This window comes from Psychrosphaera ytuae (genome assembly GCF_017638545.1).
In the GTDB taxonomy this organism is placed as follows: Bacteria; Pseudomonadota; Gammaproteobacteria; order Enterobacterales; family Alteromonadaceae; genus Psychrosphaera; species Psychrosphaera ytuae.
Genome location: NZ_CP072110.1, coordinates 2,322,158 through 2,339,703, shown reverse-complemented (window position 1 = coordinate 2,339,703; position 17,546 = coordinate 2,322,158). Strand labels below are relative to the sequence as shown.

The window sequence follows — 17,546 nt, the reverse complement described above, 5'->3', positions numbered from 1 at the left end:
GTTCCAGACGAATTAGTCGCATGGGGTTGCCATGCTCGAATAGATAAATCACAGGCAATAAAAAACGATGGACAGGAGTCCGAGTGTCGTGGTGCCAGGGATGGCAAAGAACGACCACCGAGCACAGCGCCTTGAATGTTTAACGCCTAAAACGAAAAAATCCCCCGTACTTACGTACGAGGGATTATTCAATTGGAGCCTGGCGGTGAGCTACTCTCGCATGGCAAATGCCACACTACCATCGCCGCAGCTGCGTTTCACTTCTGAGTTCGAAATGGATTCAGGTGGTTCCACAGCGCTATTGCCACCAGGCAAAACTGGGTACATGGATGTATCAAGGTTCGCGTGACCATGGATGGTCAAGAGCGAACTGGTGAATACACCTCAGTACGTAATCTGGAAAGCTTAAATAAGGTAAGTTTGATTATCTCTCTAGGAGAACACTTAAGCGTTGTATGGTTAAGCCTCACGGGCAATTAGTATTGGTTAGCTTAACGCCTCACAGCGCTTCCACACCCAACCTATCAACGTTGTAGTCTTCAACGACCCTTTAGAGACCTTAAAGGTCTAGGGATGACTCATCTCGAGGCTCGCTTCCCGCTTAGATGCTTTCAGCGGTTATCGATTCCGAACATAGCTACCGGGCAATGCCATTGGCATGACAACCCGAACACCAGCGGTTCGTCCACTCCGGTCCTCTCGTACTAGGAGCAGCCCCTCTCAATCATCCAACGCCCACGGCAGATAGGGACCGAACTGTCTCACGACGTTCTAAACCCAGCTCGCGTACCACTTTAAATGGCGAACAGCCATACCCTTGGGACCGACTTCAGCCCCAGGATGTGATGAGCCGACATCGAGGTGCCAAACACCGCCGTCGATATGAACTCTTGGGCGGTATCAGCCTGTTATCCCCGGAGTACCTTTTATCCGTTGAGCGATGGCCCTTCCATACAGAGCCACCGGATCACTATGACCTACTTTCGTACCTGCTCGACGTGTCTGTCTCGCAGTTAAGCTTGCTTCTACCATTACACTAACCGTACGATGTCCGACCGTACTTAGCAAACCTTCGTGCTCCTCCGTTACTCTTTGGGAGGAGACCGCCCCAGTCAAACTACCCACCAGGCACTGTCCACAACCCCGATTAGGGGCCAATGTTAGAACATCAAACATACAAGGGTGGTATTTCAAGGATGGCTCCACCTGAACTGGCGTCCAAGTTTCAAAGCCTCCCACCTATCCTACACATGTAGGCTCAATGTTCAGTGCCAAGCTATAGTAAAGGTTCACGGGGTCTTTCCGTCTAGCCGCGGGTACACTGCATCTTCACAGCGATTTCAATTTCACTGAGTCTCGGGTGGAGACAGCGTGGCCATCATTACACCATTCGTGCAGGTCGGAACTTACCCGACAAGGAATTTCGCTACCTTAGGACCGTTATAGTTACGGCCGCCGTTTACCGGGGCTTCGATCATGAGCTTCTCCGAAGATAACCCAATCAATTAACCTTCCGGCACCGGGCAGGTGTCACACCCTATACGTCATCTTTCGATTTAGCAGAGTGCTGTGTTTTTAATAAACAGTTGCAGCCACCAGGTCACTGCGACCGGCACCAGCTTAGAGAGCGCGTCTCATCACCAGCACCGGCGTACCTTCTCCCGAAGTTACGGTACCATTTTGCCTAGTTCCTTCACCCGAGTTCTCTCAAGCGCCTTAGTATTCTCTACCTGACCACCTGTGTCGGTTTGGGGTACGGTTCTTAATCATCTGAAGCTTAGAGGCTTTTCCTGGAAGTATGGCATCAATGACTTCCGCTCCGTGGAGCGTCGTCTCGTATCTCAGTTCTAACCGCCCGGATTTACCTAAGCAGTCAACCTACATACTTTCACACGGACAACCAACGCCGTGCTCACCTAGCCTTCTCCGTCCCCCCATCGCAATGATTAAAAGTACAGAAATATTAATCTGTTTCCCATCGACTACGCATTTCTGCCTCGCCTTAGGGGCCGACTTACCCTACCCTGATTAGCATGGGATAGGAACCCTTGGTCTTTCGGCGTGGGGGTTTTTCACCCCCATTATCGTTACTCATGTCAGCATTCGCACTTCTGATATGTCCAGCAAGCTTCTCAACTCACCTTCAACCACTTACAGAACGCTCCCCTACCCAGCGCATAAATGCGCTGCCGCAGCTTCGGTGTCATGTTTAGCCCCGTTACATCTTCCGCGCAGGCCGACTCGACTAGTGAGCTATTACGCTTTCTTTAAAGGGTGGCTGCTTCTAAGCCAACCTCCTAGCTGTCTAAGCCTTCCCACATCGTTTCCCACTTAACATGAACTTTGGGACCTTAGCTGGCGGTCTGGGTTGTTTCCCTCTCCACGACGAACGTTAGCACCCGCCGTGTGTCTCCCGGATATTACTTTACGGTATTCGGAGTTTGCATGGGGTTGGTAAGCCGGGATGGCCCCCTAGCCCAAACAGTGCTCTACCCCCGTAAGTATTCGTCCGAGGCTCTACCTAAATAGATTTCGGGGAGAACCAGCTATCTCCCGGTTTGATTAGCCTTTCACTCCTAGCCACAGGTCATCCCCTAACTTTTCAACGTTAGTGGGTTCGGTCCTCCAGTTGATGTTACTCAACCTTCAACCTGCCCATGGCTAGATCACCGGGTTTCGGGTCTATACCTTGCAACTAGACGGGCAGTTAACCCTCGCTTTCACTACGGCTCCCCTATTCGGTTAACCTTGCTACAAAATATAAGTCGCTGACCCATTATACAAAAGGTACGCAGTCACATAACAAGTATGCTCCTACTGCTTGTACGTATACGGTTTCAGGTTCTATTTCACTCCCCTCACAGGGGTTCTTTTCGCCTTTCCCTCACGGTACTGGTTCACTATCGGTCAATTGGGAGTATTTAGCCTTAGAGGATGGTCCCCCTATCTTCAGTCAAGGTTTCACGTGCCCCGACCTACTTAATATGTCCAACATGGCTTGTCGTGTACGGGACTATCACCCACTATCGTTGCACTTTCCAGAGCATTCCACTAAACCATGCTGATTCGGCTGTTTCCCGTTCGCTCGCCGCTACTTAGGAAATCTCGGTTGATTTCTTTTCCTCCGGGTACTTAGATGTTTCAGTTCTCCGGGTTCGCCTCGCTAAGCTATGTATTCACTTAGCGATACCCTAAAAGGGTGGGTTTCCCCATTCGGAAATCGTGGTCTATAACGGTTTTTATCACCTTAACCACGCTTATCGCAGATTAACACGTCCTTCATCGCCTCCAATTGCCAAGGCATCCACCGTATACGCTTAGTCACTTAACCATACAACCTTAAGTGTTCTCACTCGTCTAAATGCTTGTTACCAAGAATTTATCCTTCGCGATAACTGGTCGTATAATTTCATGTCTTTTATTTATTAACGAAACATGTTGTATAGGCATGTTCGTTTTGACATAAATAACGCTTGAGTTTTCTCTTACAGTGATAATCAAAATTATTTTTAAATTGTTGAATAACAAATTTAATAAACAATAATGTTTACCTTATTTATCAGCTTTCCAAATTGTTAAAGAGCATGAGTCACAAAGGACTCTAAAGAATAGACACTTTTGTAAATGTGTATTATTTAGAGCTTTATTTAAGAGAAATCGTTCAGTATGGTGGAGCTACGCGGGATCGAACCGCGGACCTCTTGAATGCAAATCAAGCGCTCTCCCAGCTGAGCTATAGCCCCATACTGAGTGTATCTGTAAGCCAATGCTTTTTAATCAAGGCATGTATCGAGGAAGTTTAGCCTGCTAAACGACGAGATACATAACGCAGAGTAAGAAGTATTGGTAGGCCTGGGCAGACTTGAACTGCCGACCTCACCCTTATCAGGGGTGCGCTCTAACCAGCTGAGCTACAGGCCTTCAGGATTCTCTTCTCATATTTCGTAATTAATTATTTGTGTAGGCACTTCGAAGGTGTAACTAGTCTATTAAGGAGGTGATCCAGCCGCAGGTTCCCCTACGGCTACCTTGTTACGACTTCACCCCAGTCATGAACCACAAAGTGGTGAACGCCCTCCCGAAGGTTAAGCTATCCACTTCTTTTGCAGCCCACTCCCATGGTGTGACGGGCGGTGTGTACAAGGCCCGGGAACGTATTCACCGTGGCATTCTGATCCACGATTACTAGCGATTCCGACTTCATGGAGTCGAGTTGCAGACTCCAATCCGGACTACGACAAGCTTTATGGGATCCGCTTACTCTCGCGAGTTCGCAACCCTTTGTACTTGCCATTGTAGCACGTGTGTAGCCCATCCCGTAAGGGCCATGATGACTTGACGTCGTCCCCACCTTCCTCCGGTTTGTCACCGGCAGTCTCCTTAGAGTTCCCACCATTACGTGCTGGCAACTAAGGATAAGGGTTGCGCTCGTTGCGGGACTTAACCCAACATTTCACAACACGAGCTGACGACAGCCATGCAGCACCTGTCTCAGAGTTCCCGAAGGCACTAATCTATCTCTAGAAAATTCTCTGGATGTCAAGGGATGGTAAGGTTCTTCGCGTTGCATCGAATTAAACCACATGCTCCACCGCTTGTGCGGGCCCCCGTCAATTCATTTGAGTTTTAACCTTGCGGCCGTACTCCCCAGGCGGTCTACTTAATGCGTTAGCTGCGCAAGACAACTCTTAAGAGTCAAACTGCTAGTAGACATCGTTTACGGCGTGGACTACCAGGGTATCTAATCCTGTTTGCTACCCACGCTTTCGTACATGAGCGTCAGTGTCGACCCAGGTGGCTGCCTTCGCCATTGGTATTCCTTCAGATCTCTACGCATTTCACCGCTACACCTGAAATTCTACCACCCTCTGTCGCACTCTAGCTAAGCAGTTTCAAATGCAGTTCCCAGGTTGAGCCCGGGGCTTTCACATCTGACTTACTTAGCCGCCTGCGTACGCTTTACGCCCAGTAATTCCGATTAACGCTCGCACCCTCCGTATTACCGCGGCTGCTGGCACGGAGTTAGCCGGTGCTTCTTCTGCGAGTAACGTCAAATCAAGCAGGTATTAACTACTTAACCTTCCTCCTCGCTGAAAGTGCTTTACAACCCGAAGGCCTTCTTCACACACGCGGCATGGCTGCATCAGGCTTGCGCCCATTGTGCAATATTCCCCACTGCTGCCTCCCGTAGGAGTCTGGACCGTGTCTCAGTTCCAGTGTGGCTGATCATCCTCTCAGACCAGCTAGGGATCGTCGGCTTGGTGAGCCTTTACCTCACCAACTACCTAATCCCACTTGGGCTTCTCTAAAGGCGAGAGCCGAAGCCCCCTTTGAGCCGTAGCTATCATGCGGTATTAGCAGTCGTTTCCAACTGTTGTCCCCCACCTAAAGGCAAATTCCCAAGCATTACTCACCCGTCCGCCACTCGTCATCAAACTAGCAAGCTAGTTCATGTTACCGTTCGACTTGCATGTGTTAGGCCTGCCGCCAGCGTTCAATCTGAGCCATGATCAAACTCTTCACTTTAAAAAGTTTAATCACTACTCATCGAATTCTGTTCAAATAAATTTTCGTTCAGACACTCAATGAATAGTTTACAAGTTGCTAGCCTGTCTCATAAGAGACTCTAGCTTATTTTGTTACTACTCAACGGAGTGCCCACACAAATAATTAATTACTAAATTGTTAAAGAACGTTTAGTCCGTAGACTGGGTTAAGACTCCGTCTCAACCGGGACGCGCATTCTACATTGCGTCGTTTTGTTGTCAACGTTTTTCTCAATCTTTTTTTAAAGTTTTCGAAACCGTTTTGAGTCTCAAACATCCAAGAAAACTTGTTTTTTTGAAGTGTTTGATGTCTCCCTGACAACGAGGACGCATTTTAGGGAGTTTTATATTTTACGCAAGCACTAATTGCGAATAATCCGATCTTTTACGATCGTTCGGTTAGATCTTGTCCGATCTGCTTATTTATTGAAAGGATCCGGTATTTTTTAACCAAAAAACTACTTGTAAAACACTATATAGATAATAAGATAGGCGTTACGCACAACCATGTGCGTGTACATTAATGTTTTTTAAATCTTTTTTGAGAGTATGGACTATGTCTTTTAATTCTTCGGTATTTATACCAGCCGTTATAGTCGCAGTGTTAGGTGCAGTTATTCTTTCTGTAGTTGATCTACAAGTACCTAATGCAGCGCTATTTGCCGTTGGTGCCCTACTTGCGGGTGTAGCAAGTTCTCTGATCGGTTCTGCAGAGGAAACGCAGGCTCAAACAACTACTTTATATGTAGGTAACCTTCCTTATAGAGCAAATGAAGGTAGTGTTCGTGATCTGTTTAGTGAACATGGTGCGGTTTTTTCGGTACGTCTTCTTCGTGATAAACAAACCGGTAAACGTCGTGGCTTTGGTTTTGTAGAGGTTGCAGCTAGCGATAGCAAAAAAGTGATCAATGCATTAAATGATTTTGAGTTTCAAGAGCGTATGCTTAAAGTGCGTTTGGCAAACGATAAATAATTCACATTTATCTATACAGAAGAGGTCGCATTTGCGGCCTTTTTTATTACCTAATTTAGTGTTTTTGTGCTTTTTTGCGTAGAATAACCATTAATGACACATTATTTGAAAAAGAAACCATGCCTTTAGATACGATCAAGCCAGAACAGTACGAAGAATTATTAGATCAAAAGATAGTTGGTATAAAAGAACAGTTCGCTGAATTTGATATTCCAGCTATTGACGTTTTCACATCACCTAAGCTTAGTTATCGCATGCGATGTGAGTTTAGAGTCTGGCACGAAGGTGATGATTTGTTTCACATCATGTTCGACAAAGAAACCAAAGAAAAAGTTCGAATCGATCACTTTCCACCAGCGAGTAAACTTATCGATCAGGTAATGAAGGATCTTATCGATGAGCTCAAGCCAAATGAGATCTTAAGACGTAAACTATTTCAAATTGACTACTTGTCTACCCTTTCAGGCGAGATCTTGGTTAGCTTGCTTTATCACAAGCAGTTAGATGATCAGTGGATTGATGCCTGTAAAACATTAAAAGCTAAACTAGGATCTAAATATAAGATCGACTTTGTAGGTCGGGCACGTAAGCAAAAAGTGATCTTAGATCGCGACTTTGTTATTGAGACTTTAAGCGTCGATGGCAAAGAATACATATATAAGCAGGTTGAAAATAGTTTTACTCAACCTAATGCCGTAGTTTGTGAGCACATGTTGAGCTGGGCTAAAAACGCAAAAGAATATAAAGGTGATTTATTAGAGCTTTATTGCGGTAATGGTAACTTCTCCCTAGCACTAGCCGATAAATTTGAACGCGTTTTGGCGACCGAAATATCAAAAACTTCGGTAAATGCTGCGCAATACAATATTAAAGCGAATAATATCGAAAACGTAGACATTATTCGAATGTCAGCTGAAGAGTTCACCGAGGCGATGAATGGCACGCGCACATTTAACCGATTAGAGGGCATCGACCTCAAGAGTTACAATTGTGAAACCATCTTTGTCGATCCACCAAGAGCCGGTCTTGACGAAGAGACAGTAAAAATGGTTCAAGCTTATCCAACCATTATCTATATTTCATGTAACCCAGATACACTGCATGAAAATCTGAAAGAGCTAGCAAAAACTCATAAAGTTGAGAAGTTTGCTGTGTTTGATCAGTTCCCTTATACCCATCATTTAGAGTGTGGTGTAGTCCTGTCAAAACGTGACTAAGCCAAAAGTTAAATTGTAAAAATACAGGGCCTTTGCGTTAAATTCAGAGCAAAGGCCTTTTTAATAGGCATTATTTTTCTTTGATCTTTTAGTTTGTCACTTCTCTGTTCTTAAAGAGCATTACCCAAGAACATAAGTAGCAACGAGAAAACCAATAACACTTGAAGACACCGACAAGATAATTCTTTCTATCCAAGGGTTGGACGGGACTGACATTTCCACTACTTCTATCTCGCGTTCTTCGACAACAATATCACTTTGATCGATTTCAAATACTGCCGCCAAAGAAGCCACCGTTTCATTCGACGCATTGCCATAACGCTCGACTCGCTGAATTGTTCTTAAACTCAATCCGCAAGCATCCGCTAAATGCTGTTGAGTCCAGTTGTTACTCATACGGCGATCTTTTATTAGCTGTGCATTAATATCCATAACAAAACATCCTTACAGAAAATTAAAACCACGAACCAATCGTATTGATCAGCCCATCAAATAATGGACGAACGTCATCATGTAAATAGATAGACATACCTACAAAACCAAAAATGAAGCCTATTCCAGTCGAAATAAAGAAATCTCTCCAAAACTTTCTCTTTGAATAAGGCTCGTTATTTCTTCCTTTAGTCACAATTAGCTTTTTAGTTTCAAAGTGCACACCATCTTTAATCAAAATACAGTGCAGCTCTCCGGTAAGCATACTAATGACATTAAATTCAATCTCGTAGTTAGTGCCCTTATGACGAAACTCGTGTAATGATTTTCTGGACGTCATGTTTCGTTTTTCAGAAACCACTTTATTGTCTACTTTTATTACCTCTTTACCAGTAACACTAGAACCCCAGCACTCAATGACAGTGTTTCCAACTTCGAATTTAAAAGTGTAGCCGTTTTTAAAAACGTCCATCGACTTTACCTTGTGGTAATCGTCGTAATTGCCTGTTGTTTGATTTTTAGAACGATTCATGTTTTTTCCTTGTGAACTTGATGACAAACGGGTATTCGTTTGTTGGATTCAAGTTAACCAAACTTTTTGTATTTTATTGACGACAACAGGGTGACTGTACCCCTGTTTGTCATATGACAAGATGTGACAGTCGCATGTCATATCCCGTGTTTATTGGGCTCCAAGCTTTCTTATAAGTGTGAGTAAACTTTAGCTTCGGCGAGCCGATTCAGAACCTTTTATTACAAATCGCAATTGTTGAATGATTTTTTCAGCAAGGACGCCTCGTTTTTCGGCGCTCAAATCCAGTGCTTCGGCACCGGCATTAAATACAATCGTTACCAGTGCATCTGCTTCGTACCATGCATCTTGATGCGAAGCATGAGTTCGCGCTTGAATATACTCGGTAAGCTCTTCCACAAAATGTTGAATCTCACGAGAAACCGCACGTCGAAATGCTTTTGATGTACCACTTCGCTCTCGTAACAATAGTCTGAACTCATTATCATTAATCTCAACAAATTCCATAAAGGTCTCGACGGAAGTATGCACGACACTCCCTTTTCCTTTTTCGATTCGAGCGCGAGCCTGGCGCATCAACTGGCGTAACATTAACCCCGCTTCATCAACGAGGGTTAATCCTAATTCGTCCATATCTTTAAAATGTCGATAAAATGAGGTTGGCGCAATTCCCGCCTCACGCGCAACCTCGCGCAAACTCAAATTTGCAAAGCTATGATCAGCACTCAACATACTAAAGGCTGCATCAATAATGGCGCGACGGGTTTGCTCCTTTTGTTGAGCACGAGTTCGAACTAATTCTGGACCACTATTTTTCGTCATATATCAATCACATTAAAGTTTTAGCGTACACTTGTACGTTTTATTATTCGAGAACGGTTGATTTTGCACGACCATCATATACACTCAGCGTACAGCTGTAAGCCAAAAAGAAACAACAGAGAAGCAACAATGTCTGCAACCCCAACGTCAAATCAAACCAAAGCCCCTATTTTATGGACCAATGTCATTGTGTTCGCATCGACATTTCTCATTGCCTTAATTGGCGTACCTTTATATGGTCTTTATGTCGGCCTCGGTGTCGAGCATTTAATAGCAACAACCTTAGCACTTGGCTTTGCTGGCATGTCGATTACGGTTGGTTATCACCGCTTATGGTCTCACCGCACTTACGAAGCACATCCTGCAATTCAATTTGTCCTTGCTTTAGGAGGTGCCTTTGCGTTGCAAAACAGCGCATTGCACTGGTCTTCAGATCACAGAATACATCATAAGTTTGTCGATCAAAATGACAAAGACCCATATTCGGCCAAACGTGGGTTTTGGTACAGTCACATTGGCTGGATGCTACGCGATTATCAAGGCGAAAAGTACAGTGATTATTCAAACTGTCGAGATTTACAAAAGAACAAAATCGTCATGTGGCAACACAAGTATTACCTACCTCTCGCACTGGCAATGAACTTTGGTATTCCGCTTATTTTAGGCGTGATCTTTAATGACATATGGGGAATGTTGTTAACAGTGGGTGTATTGCGACTCGTACTCAGTCATCACTTTACGTTTTTCATCAATTCGTTAGCTCACATCTGGGGCAAACAGACTTACACAGACAAGAATACCGCTCGCGATAATTATTTGCTCGCTTTTGTGACCTATGGTGAGGGCTATCACAATTATCACCATATTTTCGAGAATGACTACCGAAATGGTATTCGTTGGTATCACTTTGACCCTTCAAAATGGTTCATTAAGACATTGAGCTTTATCGGTTTGACCAAAAATTTGCGAGTCGTTCCTGAAGAAAAGATCAAAGCGGCCAAGTGGCGCATGCAAAAATTCAAAACAGAACAGAAAATCATTGACCTGCCAAACAAAGACGTTGTTTTGGCTAAATTAGAACATGAATATGAAGCGTTAGTTTCGGCGTTCAAAACCTACCTTGAAACCCGTAAAGCCTATTTAACCGCAAAAAAACAGAAGGTTTCTGACTCCGTACTTGCAGAATTGAAAGGGAATTACGAACTTTTGCGTAAAGAGTTAAAAAGACAGCAAAAACAGTGGCAGCGAGTTCTGACACAAGTTCCAGCTTAATATAAGCAGAATTGTTGACAAAACACCGCTCGGCGACGATAACTTTTACTAAAATGATTCATTCTCTAAGTTTTAATTCTTTGTTAAACTTACGAGATAAATATGATGCAACATCATTCTAAAAAAGTTTGAAGCGACGAAGGTGTATTTGTGACCAGTAAAAAACAAAAAAACCAAGCAGACCAAAAGCCAACATCATTTCAATATGATGCGATCGTAATTGGTACCGGCCCTGGCGGTGAAGGCGCGGCAATGAACCTGACTAAAGCAGGTAAAAAAGTAGCCGTAATCGAAAAGCACAGTCAAGTTGGTGGTGGCTGTACGCACTGGGGTACCATCCCATCAAAAGCCTTACGTCACTCTGTTAGCCGCTTAGTCGAATACAACAGCAACCCGTTGTTTAACAAAACTGAAAAAGCCGCGACATTAACCTTCGACAACATCCTTGAGCACACGACCAAAGTTATTCGTGATCAAGTTCGTTTGCGTGGTGGTTTTTATGATCGCAACGACGTAACTATTTACCATGGTTCGGCGTCATTCATTGATAAGCACACGTTAAAGCTAGAACTACTTGATGGTTCTATCGAAACGTTAACAGCAGAATACATTGTCATTGCAACGGGTTCTCGCCCTTACAACCCAGTTGATGTTGATTTTAAACATCCTCGTGTTTATGACTCAGACACTATCTTGTCTTTAAAACATCAGCCTAAAAACATCATCATCTACGGTGCGGGCGTAATTGGCTGTGAGTACGCATCGATTTTCCGAGGTTTAGGCTGCAAAGTAGACTTGATTAACACACGTGACCGTTTGTTATCTTTCATGGATGCAGAAATGACGGACTCTTTGAGCTATCACTTCTGGAATAGCGGTATTGTGATCCGTCACGGTGAAGAATACGACAAAATTGAAGCCGACGAAGACGGCGTTATCATGACACTTAAGTCTGGTAAACGCATGAAAGCAGACTGTATCTTATTTGCTAACGGCCGTACGGGTAACACTGATAGCCTAAACTTAGATGCAATTGGCTTAGAGGCAAACTCTCGCGGTTCATTAGCAGTAGACAAAACATACAAAACAGCCGTTGATAACATTTTTGCGGTTGGTGATGTGATTGGTTACCCAAGCCTTGCAAGTGCGGCATATGATCAAGGTCGTATCTGTGCTGACTACATGCTTAACTTAACCACCGAAGGCAAACTGATTGACGATATTCCTACCGGTATCTATACAATTCCAGAAATGTCTTCTGTTGGTAAAACAGAGCAAGAATTGACTGCGGCTAAGATCCCATACGAAGTAGGACGTTCTTCATTCAAACATCTAGCGCGTGCACAAATTGGCGCAACACCTGTTGGCGGTCTTAAAATCTTATTCCACTGTGAAACAAAAGAGATTTTAGGTATTCATTGTTTTGGTGAACAAGCAGCTGAGATCATCCACATCGGTCAAGCTATCATGCAACAAAAGGGCTCTGCCAACACAATTGAATATTTCATTCACACAACGTTCAACTACCCGACAATGGCCGAAGCTTATCGCGTAGCAGCACTGAATGGTCTTAACCGTTTGTTCTAATCAAACGGTTTGTTATTTACTGAAGGTATTCAAAATAACAAACATTAAAAAAGCGCTTCAGAGTATGACCTCGAAGCGCTTTTTTTGTATCTATTCGACCGCTATGAGTCTTAAATTACTTGTGGTACTCGGCGCTGTAATCAACCACAGCGTTAATGAATGCACCCGCATTCTCTGGAGTTACGTCTGGAGTAATACCGTGACCAAGATTAAATACATGACCTGTACCGCTGTCACCGTAATCTGCCAGGATAGTTTTAACTTCTTGGCGAATACGCTCTGGAGTGGCATATAACATCGCAGGATCCATATTGCCTTGTAGTGCGACTTTGTCACCAACACGACGTTTCGCTTCTGCAATATTCATGGTCCAGTCCAAACCAAGTGCATCCGCACCTGTTTCAGCCATTTGCTCTAACCATTGGCCACCATTTTTAGTAAACAAGGTTACTGGTACTTTACGGCCTTCGTTTTCACGAGTTAAGCCATCTACAATTTTTTGCATGTAGTTAAGTGAGAACTCTTTGTAATCACGTGGAGTTAATACGCCACCCCAAGTGTCAAAAATCATCACAGATTGGGCACCTGCGGCGATTTGTGCATTTAGATAACTGGTTACAGAGTCTGCAACTTTATCCAATAACTGATGCATCATTTTTGGTTCTGAGTACATCATACCTTTGACTTTAGAGAAGGTCTTAGTTCCGCTACCTTCAACCATGTAAGTCGCTAGTGTCCATGGACTACCTGAAAAACCAATTAGTGGCACGCTGCCGTTTAGTTCTTTACGAATAGTACGAACCGCGTTCATTACATATTGCAACTCACCTTCCGGATCAGGGATAGGTAGCTTGTCGATGTCGGCTTTGGTTTTAATTGGATTAGAAAAACGAGGACCCTCACCCGTTTCAAAGTAAAGACCAAGACCCATTGCATCAGGAATCGTCAAAATGTCCGAAAACAAAATCGCTGCATCAAGAGGGTAACGACGTAAAGGTTGCATCGTTACTTCACAAGCTAGTTCGGCATTTTTACACAATGACATAAAGTCACCGGCTTCTGCACGAGTTGCTCGATATTCTGGTAAATAACGCCCCGCTTGACGCATCATCCATACCGGAGTGCGGTCAACAGGCTCTTTTAATAATGCACGTAAATAGCGATCGTTTTTTAATTCAGTCATTGGACATTCTCTCGATTTTGAATGGGCGCGATTCTACCAGACCTCGCGTATTCTCTCCATAGAATACTCTATAGAATCAAAGTGTATAAAAAACACTCTTTTTATTCGAATAAAGTTGTGGTCAAAAGTTGCACAGCCAGATCTGCGGTGCTATAAATACTTCGCGCTCAAGAAAAACTACAATAAAAACTCACAAGTTGAGCTCACGCGCTAGAAAAATTCGACCACTCTTCGGAGTGGTTTTTTCTTTTATGCCCTTTTCATTAAACGCTTGGTTTGCTCAATCAACTGACCCGAGATTGTTTTGAGTGGCGGAGTGTTTGGCATAGTATCAATCGTGTACCAATCAGCAGCTTCTATTTCTTCATCACAAAGTGTTAATTCGCCTGAGTCATATTCTGCTAAAAAGCCCACCATCAAAGAATGAGGAAATGGCCATGGCTGACTTTCAAAGTACTTTAAGTTTTTGACTTTGATCCCAACTTCTTCATACACTTCGCGATGCACCGCTTGTTCTAAGGTTTCGCCACTTTCCACAAAGCCAGCCAAAACACTGTATAACCCAGACGCACTGCGCTTGTTTTTGGCCAATAAAATTTGATTGCCACGACGTATGGCAACGATGACGACAGGAGAAATACGAGGGTAGCAGCGGTGGCGACATGGCTCACATTGAGTGGCCAACTCCCAATCCACCAGCGTCATCGGTTGACCACATTGGCCACAATACTGATGTGTTTTTAAAAACAAGTGAACTTGAAACGCCCGTGCCGCAAATTCAAACATTTGAGGATGCTCAAATAAAGCCGTGCGCAAACCTACAAACTCATCTGTTGGTTCGTCGAGCTCTTCGGCATTTATCGCATAAACGGGTTCGCCATCCCATTCGCCAATTTTATGGACCTGTTCTGGCTCACTGATAGGCAAAGCTAAATCTTCAAAACGGCCAAAAGGGATATTTTGATGAGGGACAGGCATAAAGATCCGATGAGTATGAATCACGCACCACCAACCTTCTAAATCAGATGAAAATGACATACTGTGTTGAATCATAAGGTTCCCTTAATCGGCTCGTCATGTTGTGGCGTTATTCTAAACCACAACCGTTCAAATCTGAGATGTTAATTTGTAAATTGTGTCTATAATTTTAATTAACATACGGAAAATAATCGATCTTTCAAAGAGGAAGGTGCAGTCATGTTAGTAAGGCAAGAACAAACAAAACAAAAATACGGCGGTGCGCACACGGCCATAGACACTTGGTTAGCAGAGCGGCAGTCATTACTGGTTAAATATTGTGAATTAGCGGGATTACCCCCTTTTGAATCAAAAAAGAACTCCCTTCCAGACTACTCTGTCATTACCGAGTTTTGTCAGATCTTGATTGATTATTTATCTGCGGGTCACTTTGAAGTGTATGACGAAATTGTCGAACAATGTAATGGCACGGAAAGCGCGGATTTAGCCAACAAATTGTACCCACTGATAACAGAAACCACACAGACCTTGGTTGACTTCAATGATAAATACTCTAATCTTCCTGCCAATTCAGAGTTTATTGGGTTTGATAACGACCTCAGTGATCTAGGTACCACACTAGAAAACAGAATGGAGTTAGAAGATGAGCTGATTCACGCTTACTACACTAAGCAAAATTAGCCCAACCCCACAAAAAATGGAGCTGTTTTTTCACTTATGTCGTCTTTTATCAAAGGCCTCTTATTTTTATGTGTAGTAATAGGCATCAGTGTAATCGGCCTTTTCTACCTGATAACAGCTCCAAGCCCTTTACTTAAACCCAATACGGTCATTAACTCCGAACAAGTACGCTCTGCCAAAACGATGTTAGGCAGAATTGCTCAGCAACTTAAGGGCTCTGAGGACCAAATCGATTTAGTCGTAACCCAATCTGAATTAGACGATTTGATGGCACTTGCCGCTCATACAGTGCCGCGTTCACGCTTAGAAGCCCTTATCAGTGGCCGAAGAGTCACTATCGGTGGTTCATTTCAACCATACCCAAATTACTCAAGTCTGTACCTCAATGGTTACTGCACCTTTTTACAGTCGACTCGATCGTTTAAAGCGGAGTATTGTCAAATTGGCGATTTACCCATTCCTTCATCAATGGCCAACTGGTTGATAAAGCTAGCTGCCAACAAGTTTTTAGGTGAAGAGTTTAGTCAGTCTCTTATCTCAGTTGTTACTCACATCAAAGTTAATGACGACTCAATGAGTTTGTTTACTCAACGTCCCAGTCAATTTAGAGGCTACAACATTAAACAATCTCTTATCCAAGCTTCTGCCATTGTGACCAGCGAATATTTAGGAATTGAGGTCAATACCCAACGCTTTGCCGAATACTACACGCATCTTCAGAGTATAGAGCTACCAAACCAATCACTGGCGTTTTATACACAACAGGTGTTTTCCCTTGCTTCTCGCCAAGCAGGTGACGCCATCGAGCAAAATCGCGCTGCAATTTGGGCGCTGGCGGCGTTTTTTGGCGATAAGCGATTTGCTGAATATGCAGGGATTAAAGATGTTCAGTTTCGCGGGTCTAGATTTGGAACCACACTAGCCGGGCGTAACGATTTAGCCCTACACTTTTTATACTCTGCCGTTTTAGATCAGATTGGTGGTGAGCAAATTGGTTTTAAAATTGGTGAGTTCAAAGAGTTAAATGATTCAAATGTCGGCGGAAGTGGTTATAGCTTTGCTGATTTAGCAGCCGATAAAGCCGGGATCCGCTTCAGTCAGGAATTAACAAGCTCTGCAAAAAAAGCACGAGATGCACAACAGCTGTTAGCTAACTCTCAAATCGAAGGGATATTTTTTCCTGACATCAATAACCTTCCAGAAAACTTAAGTTATCAACAATTGACGAGTCAAATTGGTGAGGTAGATTCGGACGGCTACAAAGCAATGACAGCGTTAGTTAAACAACGTATCGAAGGTTTAGCGCTTTACCAAAATTAACCCTGTTTCTTTTGCGTTTTAGTGAAAAACGCTGTCCATAAAAAAACGCGAGTAGCTCATTAAGCCCTCGCGTTTTTGTTTTAACCGTTTTAAAGATTGGTTATTTGAATTTAGCTTAGCGCGTTTCTACCGCTGGCTTTTCAACTTCAAACAACTCAACTTCAAAGATCAATGTTGAGTTTGGTGGAATCGAACCTGCGCTACGAGCACCGTATGCCAATTCAGACGGAATATAGAATTTATACTTCGCACCAGGAGACATGTACTGAAGACCTTCAGTCCAACCAGGAATAACACGGTTTAGTGGGAAGCTTGTTGTTTGACCGCGTTCAACTGAAGAGTCAAATACCGAACCATCAATCAAAGTACCGTGGTAATGAACGGTTACTGTGTCTTCTGCGTTTGGCTTTTCGCCTTCACCTTCTTGCAAAACTTCGTACTGTAGACCTGATTCAGTTACAGTTACTTCACTGCGCTTTGCGTTTTCCGCTAGGAAGTCTTTACCAGCTTGCTGTGCTTCTGCTGCTAACGCTTCTTGCTTTTCAGCGCGTAGTTTTCGAACCTGTGACTCAAGACCAGTCATGATAGTCTCAATCTCTTCATCGTTTAGCTGTACCTTGTCACCTAATGCGTCTTCGATACCACCGATGATCATAGTTTGGTCTAGATTTACACCGATGTCGGCATTTTGGTCTAGGTTATTCTTTAAGTAACGTCCCATAGACGCACCTAGCGCATAACTTTGCTTTTGTGCTTCTGTTTCTAATTTAACTGATTCTTTCTTGTCTGCACCACAAGCACTGATAACTGCAACGGCTGCTGCAATCGCAGTTAGTTTTACCGCTTTATTCATGTTCTCTCCAATATTATGATTGTCTATAGCAACTTAAAATTGACTTAAAAAACCTAGTGCTACAGTTTTCGATCCGAAGTAGCCTATACTAGCGATTAACAAAGTAAAGAAAAACCCTTAAGCGACGCTTTCACATAAATAGAGGTATAT

At 43.6% G+C, this 17,546-nt stretch carries 12 protein-coding genes, 2 tRNA genes and 3 rRNA genes; 6 read left to right on the top strand and 11 right to left on the bottom strand.

Features of this window, described 5'->3' with window-relative positions; translation table 11 throughout:
* Positions 1-197 precede the first annotated feature (197 nt).
* From rrf to J1N51_RS10420, 5 genes are all read right to left on the bottom strand, one after another.
* Positions 198-312, bottom strand: a 5S ribosomal RNA gene (gene rrf, locus J1N51_RS10440).
* A 143-nt stretch (positions 313-455) separates the two neighbouring features.
* Positions 456-3,331 (bottom strand): 23S ribosomal RNA (locus J1N51_RS10435).
* Positions 3,332-3,667: 336 nt separating this feature from the next.
* A tRNA-Ala gene (locus J1N51_RS10430) sits at positions 3,668-3,743 on the bottom strand.
* A 101-nt stretch (positions 3,744-3,844) separates the two neighbouring features.
* Positions 3,845-3,921 (bottom strand) — tRNA-Ile (locus tag J1N51_RS10425).
* A gap of 69 nt (positions 3,922-3,990) precedes the next feature.
* Positions 3,991-5,526 (bottom strand): 16S ribosomal RNA (locus J1N51_RS10420).
* The 16S, 23S and 5S rRNA genes sit together here with 2 tRNA genes alongside, the layout of an rRNA operon.
* 576 nt (positions 5,527-6,102) lie before the next feature.
* Here J1N51_RS10420 and J1N51_RS10415 point away from each other — a divergent pair.
* On the top strand, positions 6,103-6,519 hold the full coding sequence (locus J1N51_RS10415) for an RNA recognition motif domain-containing protein (protein ID WP_208831085.1): 417 nt from the start codon (positions 6,103-6,105) through the stop codon (positions 6,517-6,519).
* 119 nt (positions 6,520-6,638) lie between these two features.
* Positions 6,639-7,736: a tRNA (uridine(54)-C5)-methyltransferase TrmA gene (gene trmA / locus J1N51_RS10410; RefSeq protein WP_208831083.1), complete on the top strand. Its 1,098-nt coding sequence runs from the start codon at positions 6,639-6,641 to the stop codon at positions 7,734-7,736.
* 120 nt (positions 7,737-7,856) lie between these two features.
* Here trmA and J1N51_RS10405 read toward each other — a convergent pair whose 3' ends face one another.
* The 3 genes from J1N51_RS10405 to fabR form a co-directional block, all read right to left on the bottom strand.
* Entirely contained in the window at positions 7,857-8,168 is a 312-nt protein-coding gene (locus tag J1N51_RS10405; protein ID WP_208831081.1) for a helix-turn-helix domain-containing protein, read from the bottom strand.
* A 22-nt stretch (positions 8,169-8,190) separates the two neighbouring features.
* Entirely contained in the window at positions 8,191-8,700 is a 510-nt protein-coding gene (locus J1N51_RS10400; RefSeq protein ID WP_208831079.1) for a hypothetical protein, read from the bottom strand.
* Between the two features lie 189 nt (positions 8,701-8,889).
* A complete protein-coding gene (gene fabR / locus J1N51_RS10395; RefSeq protein WP_208831077.1) occupies positions 8,890-9,522 on the bottom strand; it encodes an HTH-type transcriptional repressor FabR in 633 nt (210 codons plus the stop codon).
* A 129-nt stretch (positions 9,523-9,651) separates the two neighbouring features.
* Here fabR and J1N51_RS10390 point away from each other — a divergent pair, with 129 nt between their 5' ends.
* Both J1N51_RS10390 and sthA read left to right on the top strand, forming a co-directional pair.
* Complete coding sequence (locus tag J1N51_RS10390; protein ID WP_208831075.1) at positions 9,652-10,794, top strand: acyl-CoA desaturase; 1,143 nt, start codon at positions 9,652-9,654, stop codon at positions 10,792-10,794.
* A gap of 252 nt (positions 10,795-11,046) precedes the next feature.
* On the top strand, positions 11,047-12,381 hold the full coding sequence (gene sthA, locus J1N51_RS10385) for a Si-specific NAD(P)(+) transhydrogenase (protein WP_232842901.1): 1,335 nt from the start codon (positions 11,047-11,049) through the stop codon (positions 12,379-12,381).
* 115 nt (positions 12,382-12,496) lie between these two features.
* Here sthA and hemE read toward each other — a convergent pair whose 3' ends face one another.
* Both hemE and nudC read right to left on the bottom strand, forming a co-directional pair.
* Positions 12,497-13,564: a uroporphyrinogen decarboxylase gene (gene hemE, locus J1N51_RS10380; RefSeq protein ID WP_208831071.1), complete on the bottom strand. Its 1,068-nt coding sequence runs from the start codon at positions 13,562-13,564 to the stop codon at positions 12,497-12,499.
* A 249-nt stretch (positions 13,565-13,813) separates the two neighbouring features.
* Entirely contained in the window at positions 13,814-14,617 is an 804-nt protein-coding gene (gene nudC, locus J1N51_RS10375) for an NAD(+) diphosphatase (RefSeq protein ID WP_208831069.1), read from the bottom strand.
* A 144-nt stretch (positions 14,618-14,761) separates the two neighbouring features.
* On the opposite strand from nudC, the gene rsd reads away from it, so the two are divergent.
* Positions 14,762-15,223, top strand: coding sequence for a sigma D regulator (rsd, locus tag J1N51_RS10370; RefSeq protein ID WP_208831067.1), 462 nt, complete (start codon positions 14,762-14,764; stop codon positions 15,221-15,223).
* A gap of 36 nt (positions 15,224-15,259) precedes the next feature.
* Entirely contained in the window at positions 15,260-16,543 is a 1,284-nt protein-coding gene (locus J1N51_RS10365) for a hypothetical protein (protein WP_208831065.1), read from the top strand.
* 115 nt (positions 16,544-16,658) lie between these two features.
* Here J1N51_RS10365 and fkpA read toward each other — a convergent pair whose 3' ends face one another.
* On the bottom strand, positions 16,659-17,396 hold the full coding sequence (fkpA, locus tag J1N51_RS10360) for an FKBP-type peptidyl-prolyl cis-trans isomerase (RefSeq protein WP_208831064.1): 738 nt from the start codon (positions 17,394-17,396) through the stop codon (positions 16,659-16,661).
* Positions 17,397-17,546: the final 150 nt, after the last annotated feature.

What these genes read in the sequence shown, in the direction of transcription:
- J1N51_RS10415 (WP_208831085.1), top strand. Translation starts at nt 6,103, where the DNA reads ATGTCTTTTAATTCTTCGGTATTTATACCAGCCGTTATAGTCGCAGTG.
- trmA (WP_208831083.1), top strand. Translation starts at nt 6,639, where the DNA reads ATGCCTTTAGATACGATCAAGCCAGAACAGTACGAAGAATTATTAGAT.
- J1N51_RS10405 (WP_208831081.1), bottom strand. Translation starts at nt 8,168, where the DNA reads ATGGATATTAATGCACAGCTAATAAAAGATCGCCGTATGAGTAACAAC.
- J1N51_RS10400 (WP_208831079.1), bottom strand. Translation starts at nt 8,700, where the DNA reads ATGAATCGTTCTAAAAATCAAACAACAGGCAATTACGACGATTACCAC.
- fabR (WP_208831077.1), bottom strand. Translation starts at nt 9,522, where the DNA reads ATGACGAAAAATAGTGGTCCAGAATTAGTTCGAACTCGTGCTCAACAA.
- J1N51_RS10390 (WP_208831075.1), top strand. Translation starts at nt 9,652, where the DNA reads ATGTCTGCAACCCCAACGTCAAATCAAACCAAAGCCCCTATTTTATGG.
- sthA (WP_232842901.1), top strand. Translation starts at nt 11,047, where the DNA reads ATGAACCTGACTAAAGCAGGTAAAAAAGTAGCCGTAATCGAAAAGCAC.
- hemE (WP_208831071.1), bottom strand. Translation starts at nt 13,564, where the DNA reads ATGACTGAATTAAAAAACGATCGCTATTTACGTGCATTATTAAAAGAG.
- nudC (WP_208831069.1), bottom strand. Translation starts at nt 14,617, where the DNA reads ATGATTCAACACAGTATGTCATTTTCATCTGATTTAGAAGGTTGGTGG.
- rsd (WP_208831067.1), top strand. Translation starts at nt 14,762, where the DNA reads ATGTTAGTAAGGCAAGAACAAACAAAACAAAAATACGGCGGTGCGCAC.
- J1N51_RS10365 (WP_208831065.1), top strand. Translation starts at nt 15,260, where the DNA reads ATGTCGTCTTTTATCAAAGGCCTCTTATTTTTATGTGTAGTAATAGGC.
- fkpA (WP_208831064.1), bottom strand. Translation starts at nt 17,396, where the DNA reads ATGAATAAAGCGGTAAAACTAACTGCGATTGCAGCAGCCGTTGCAGTT.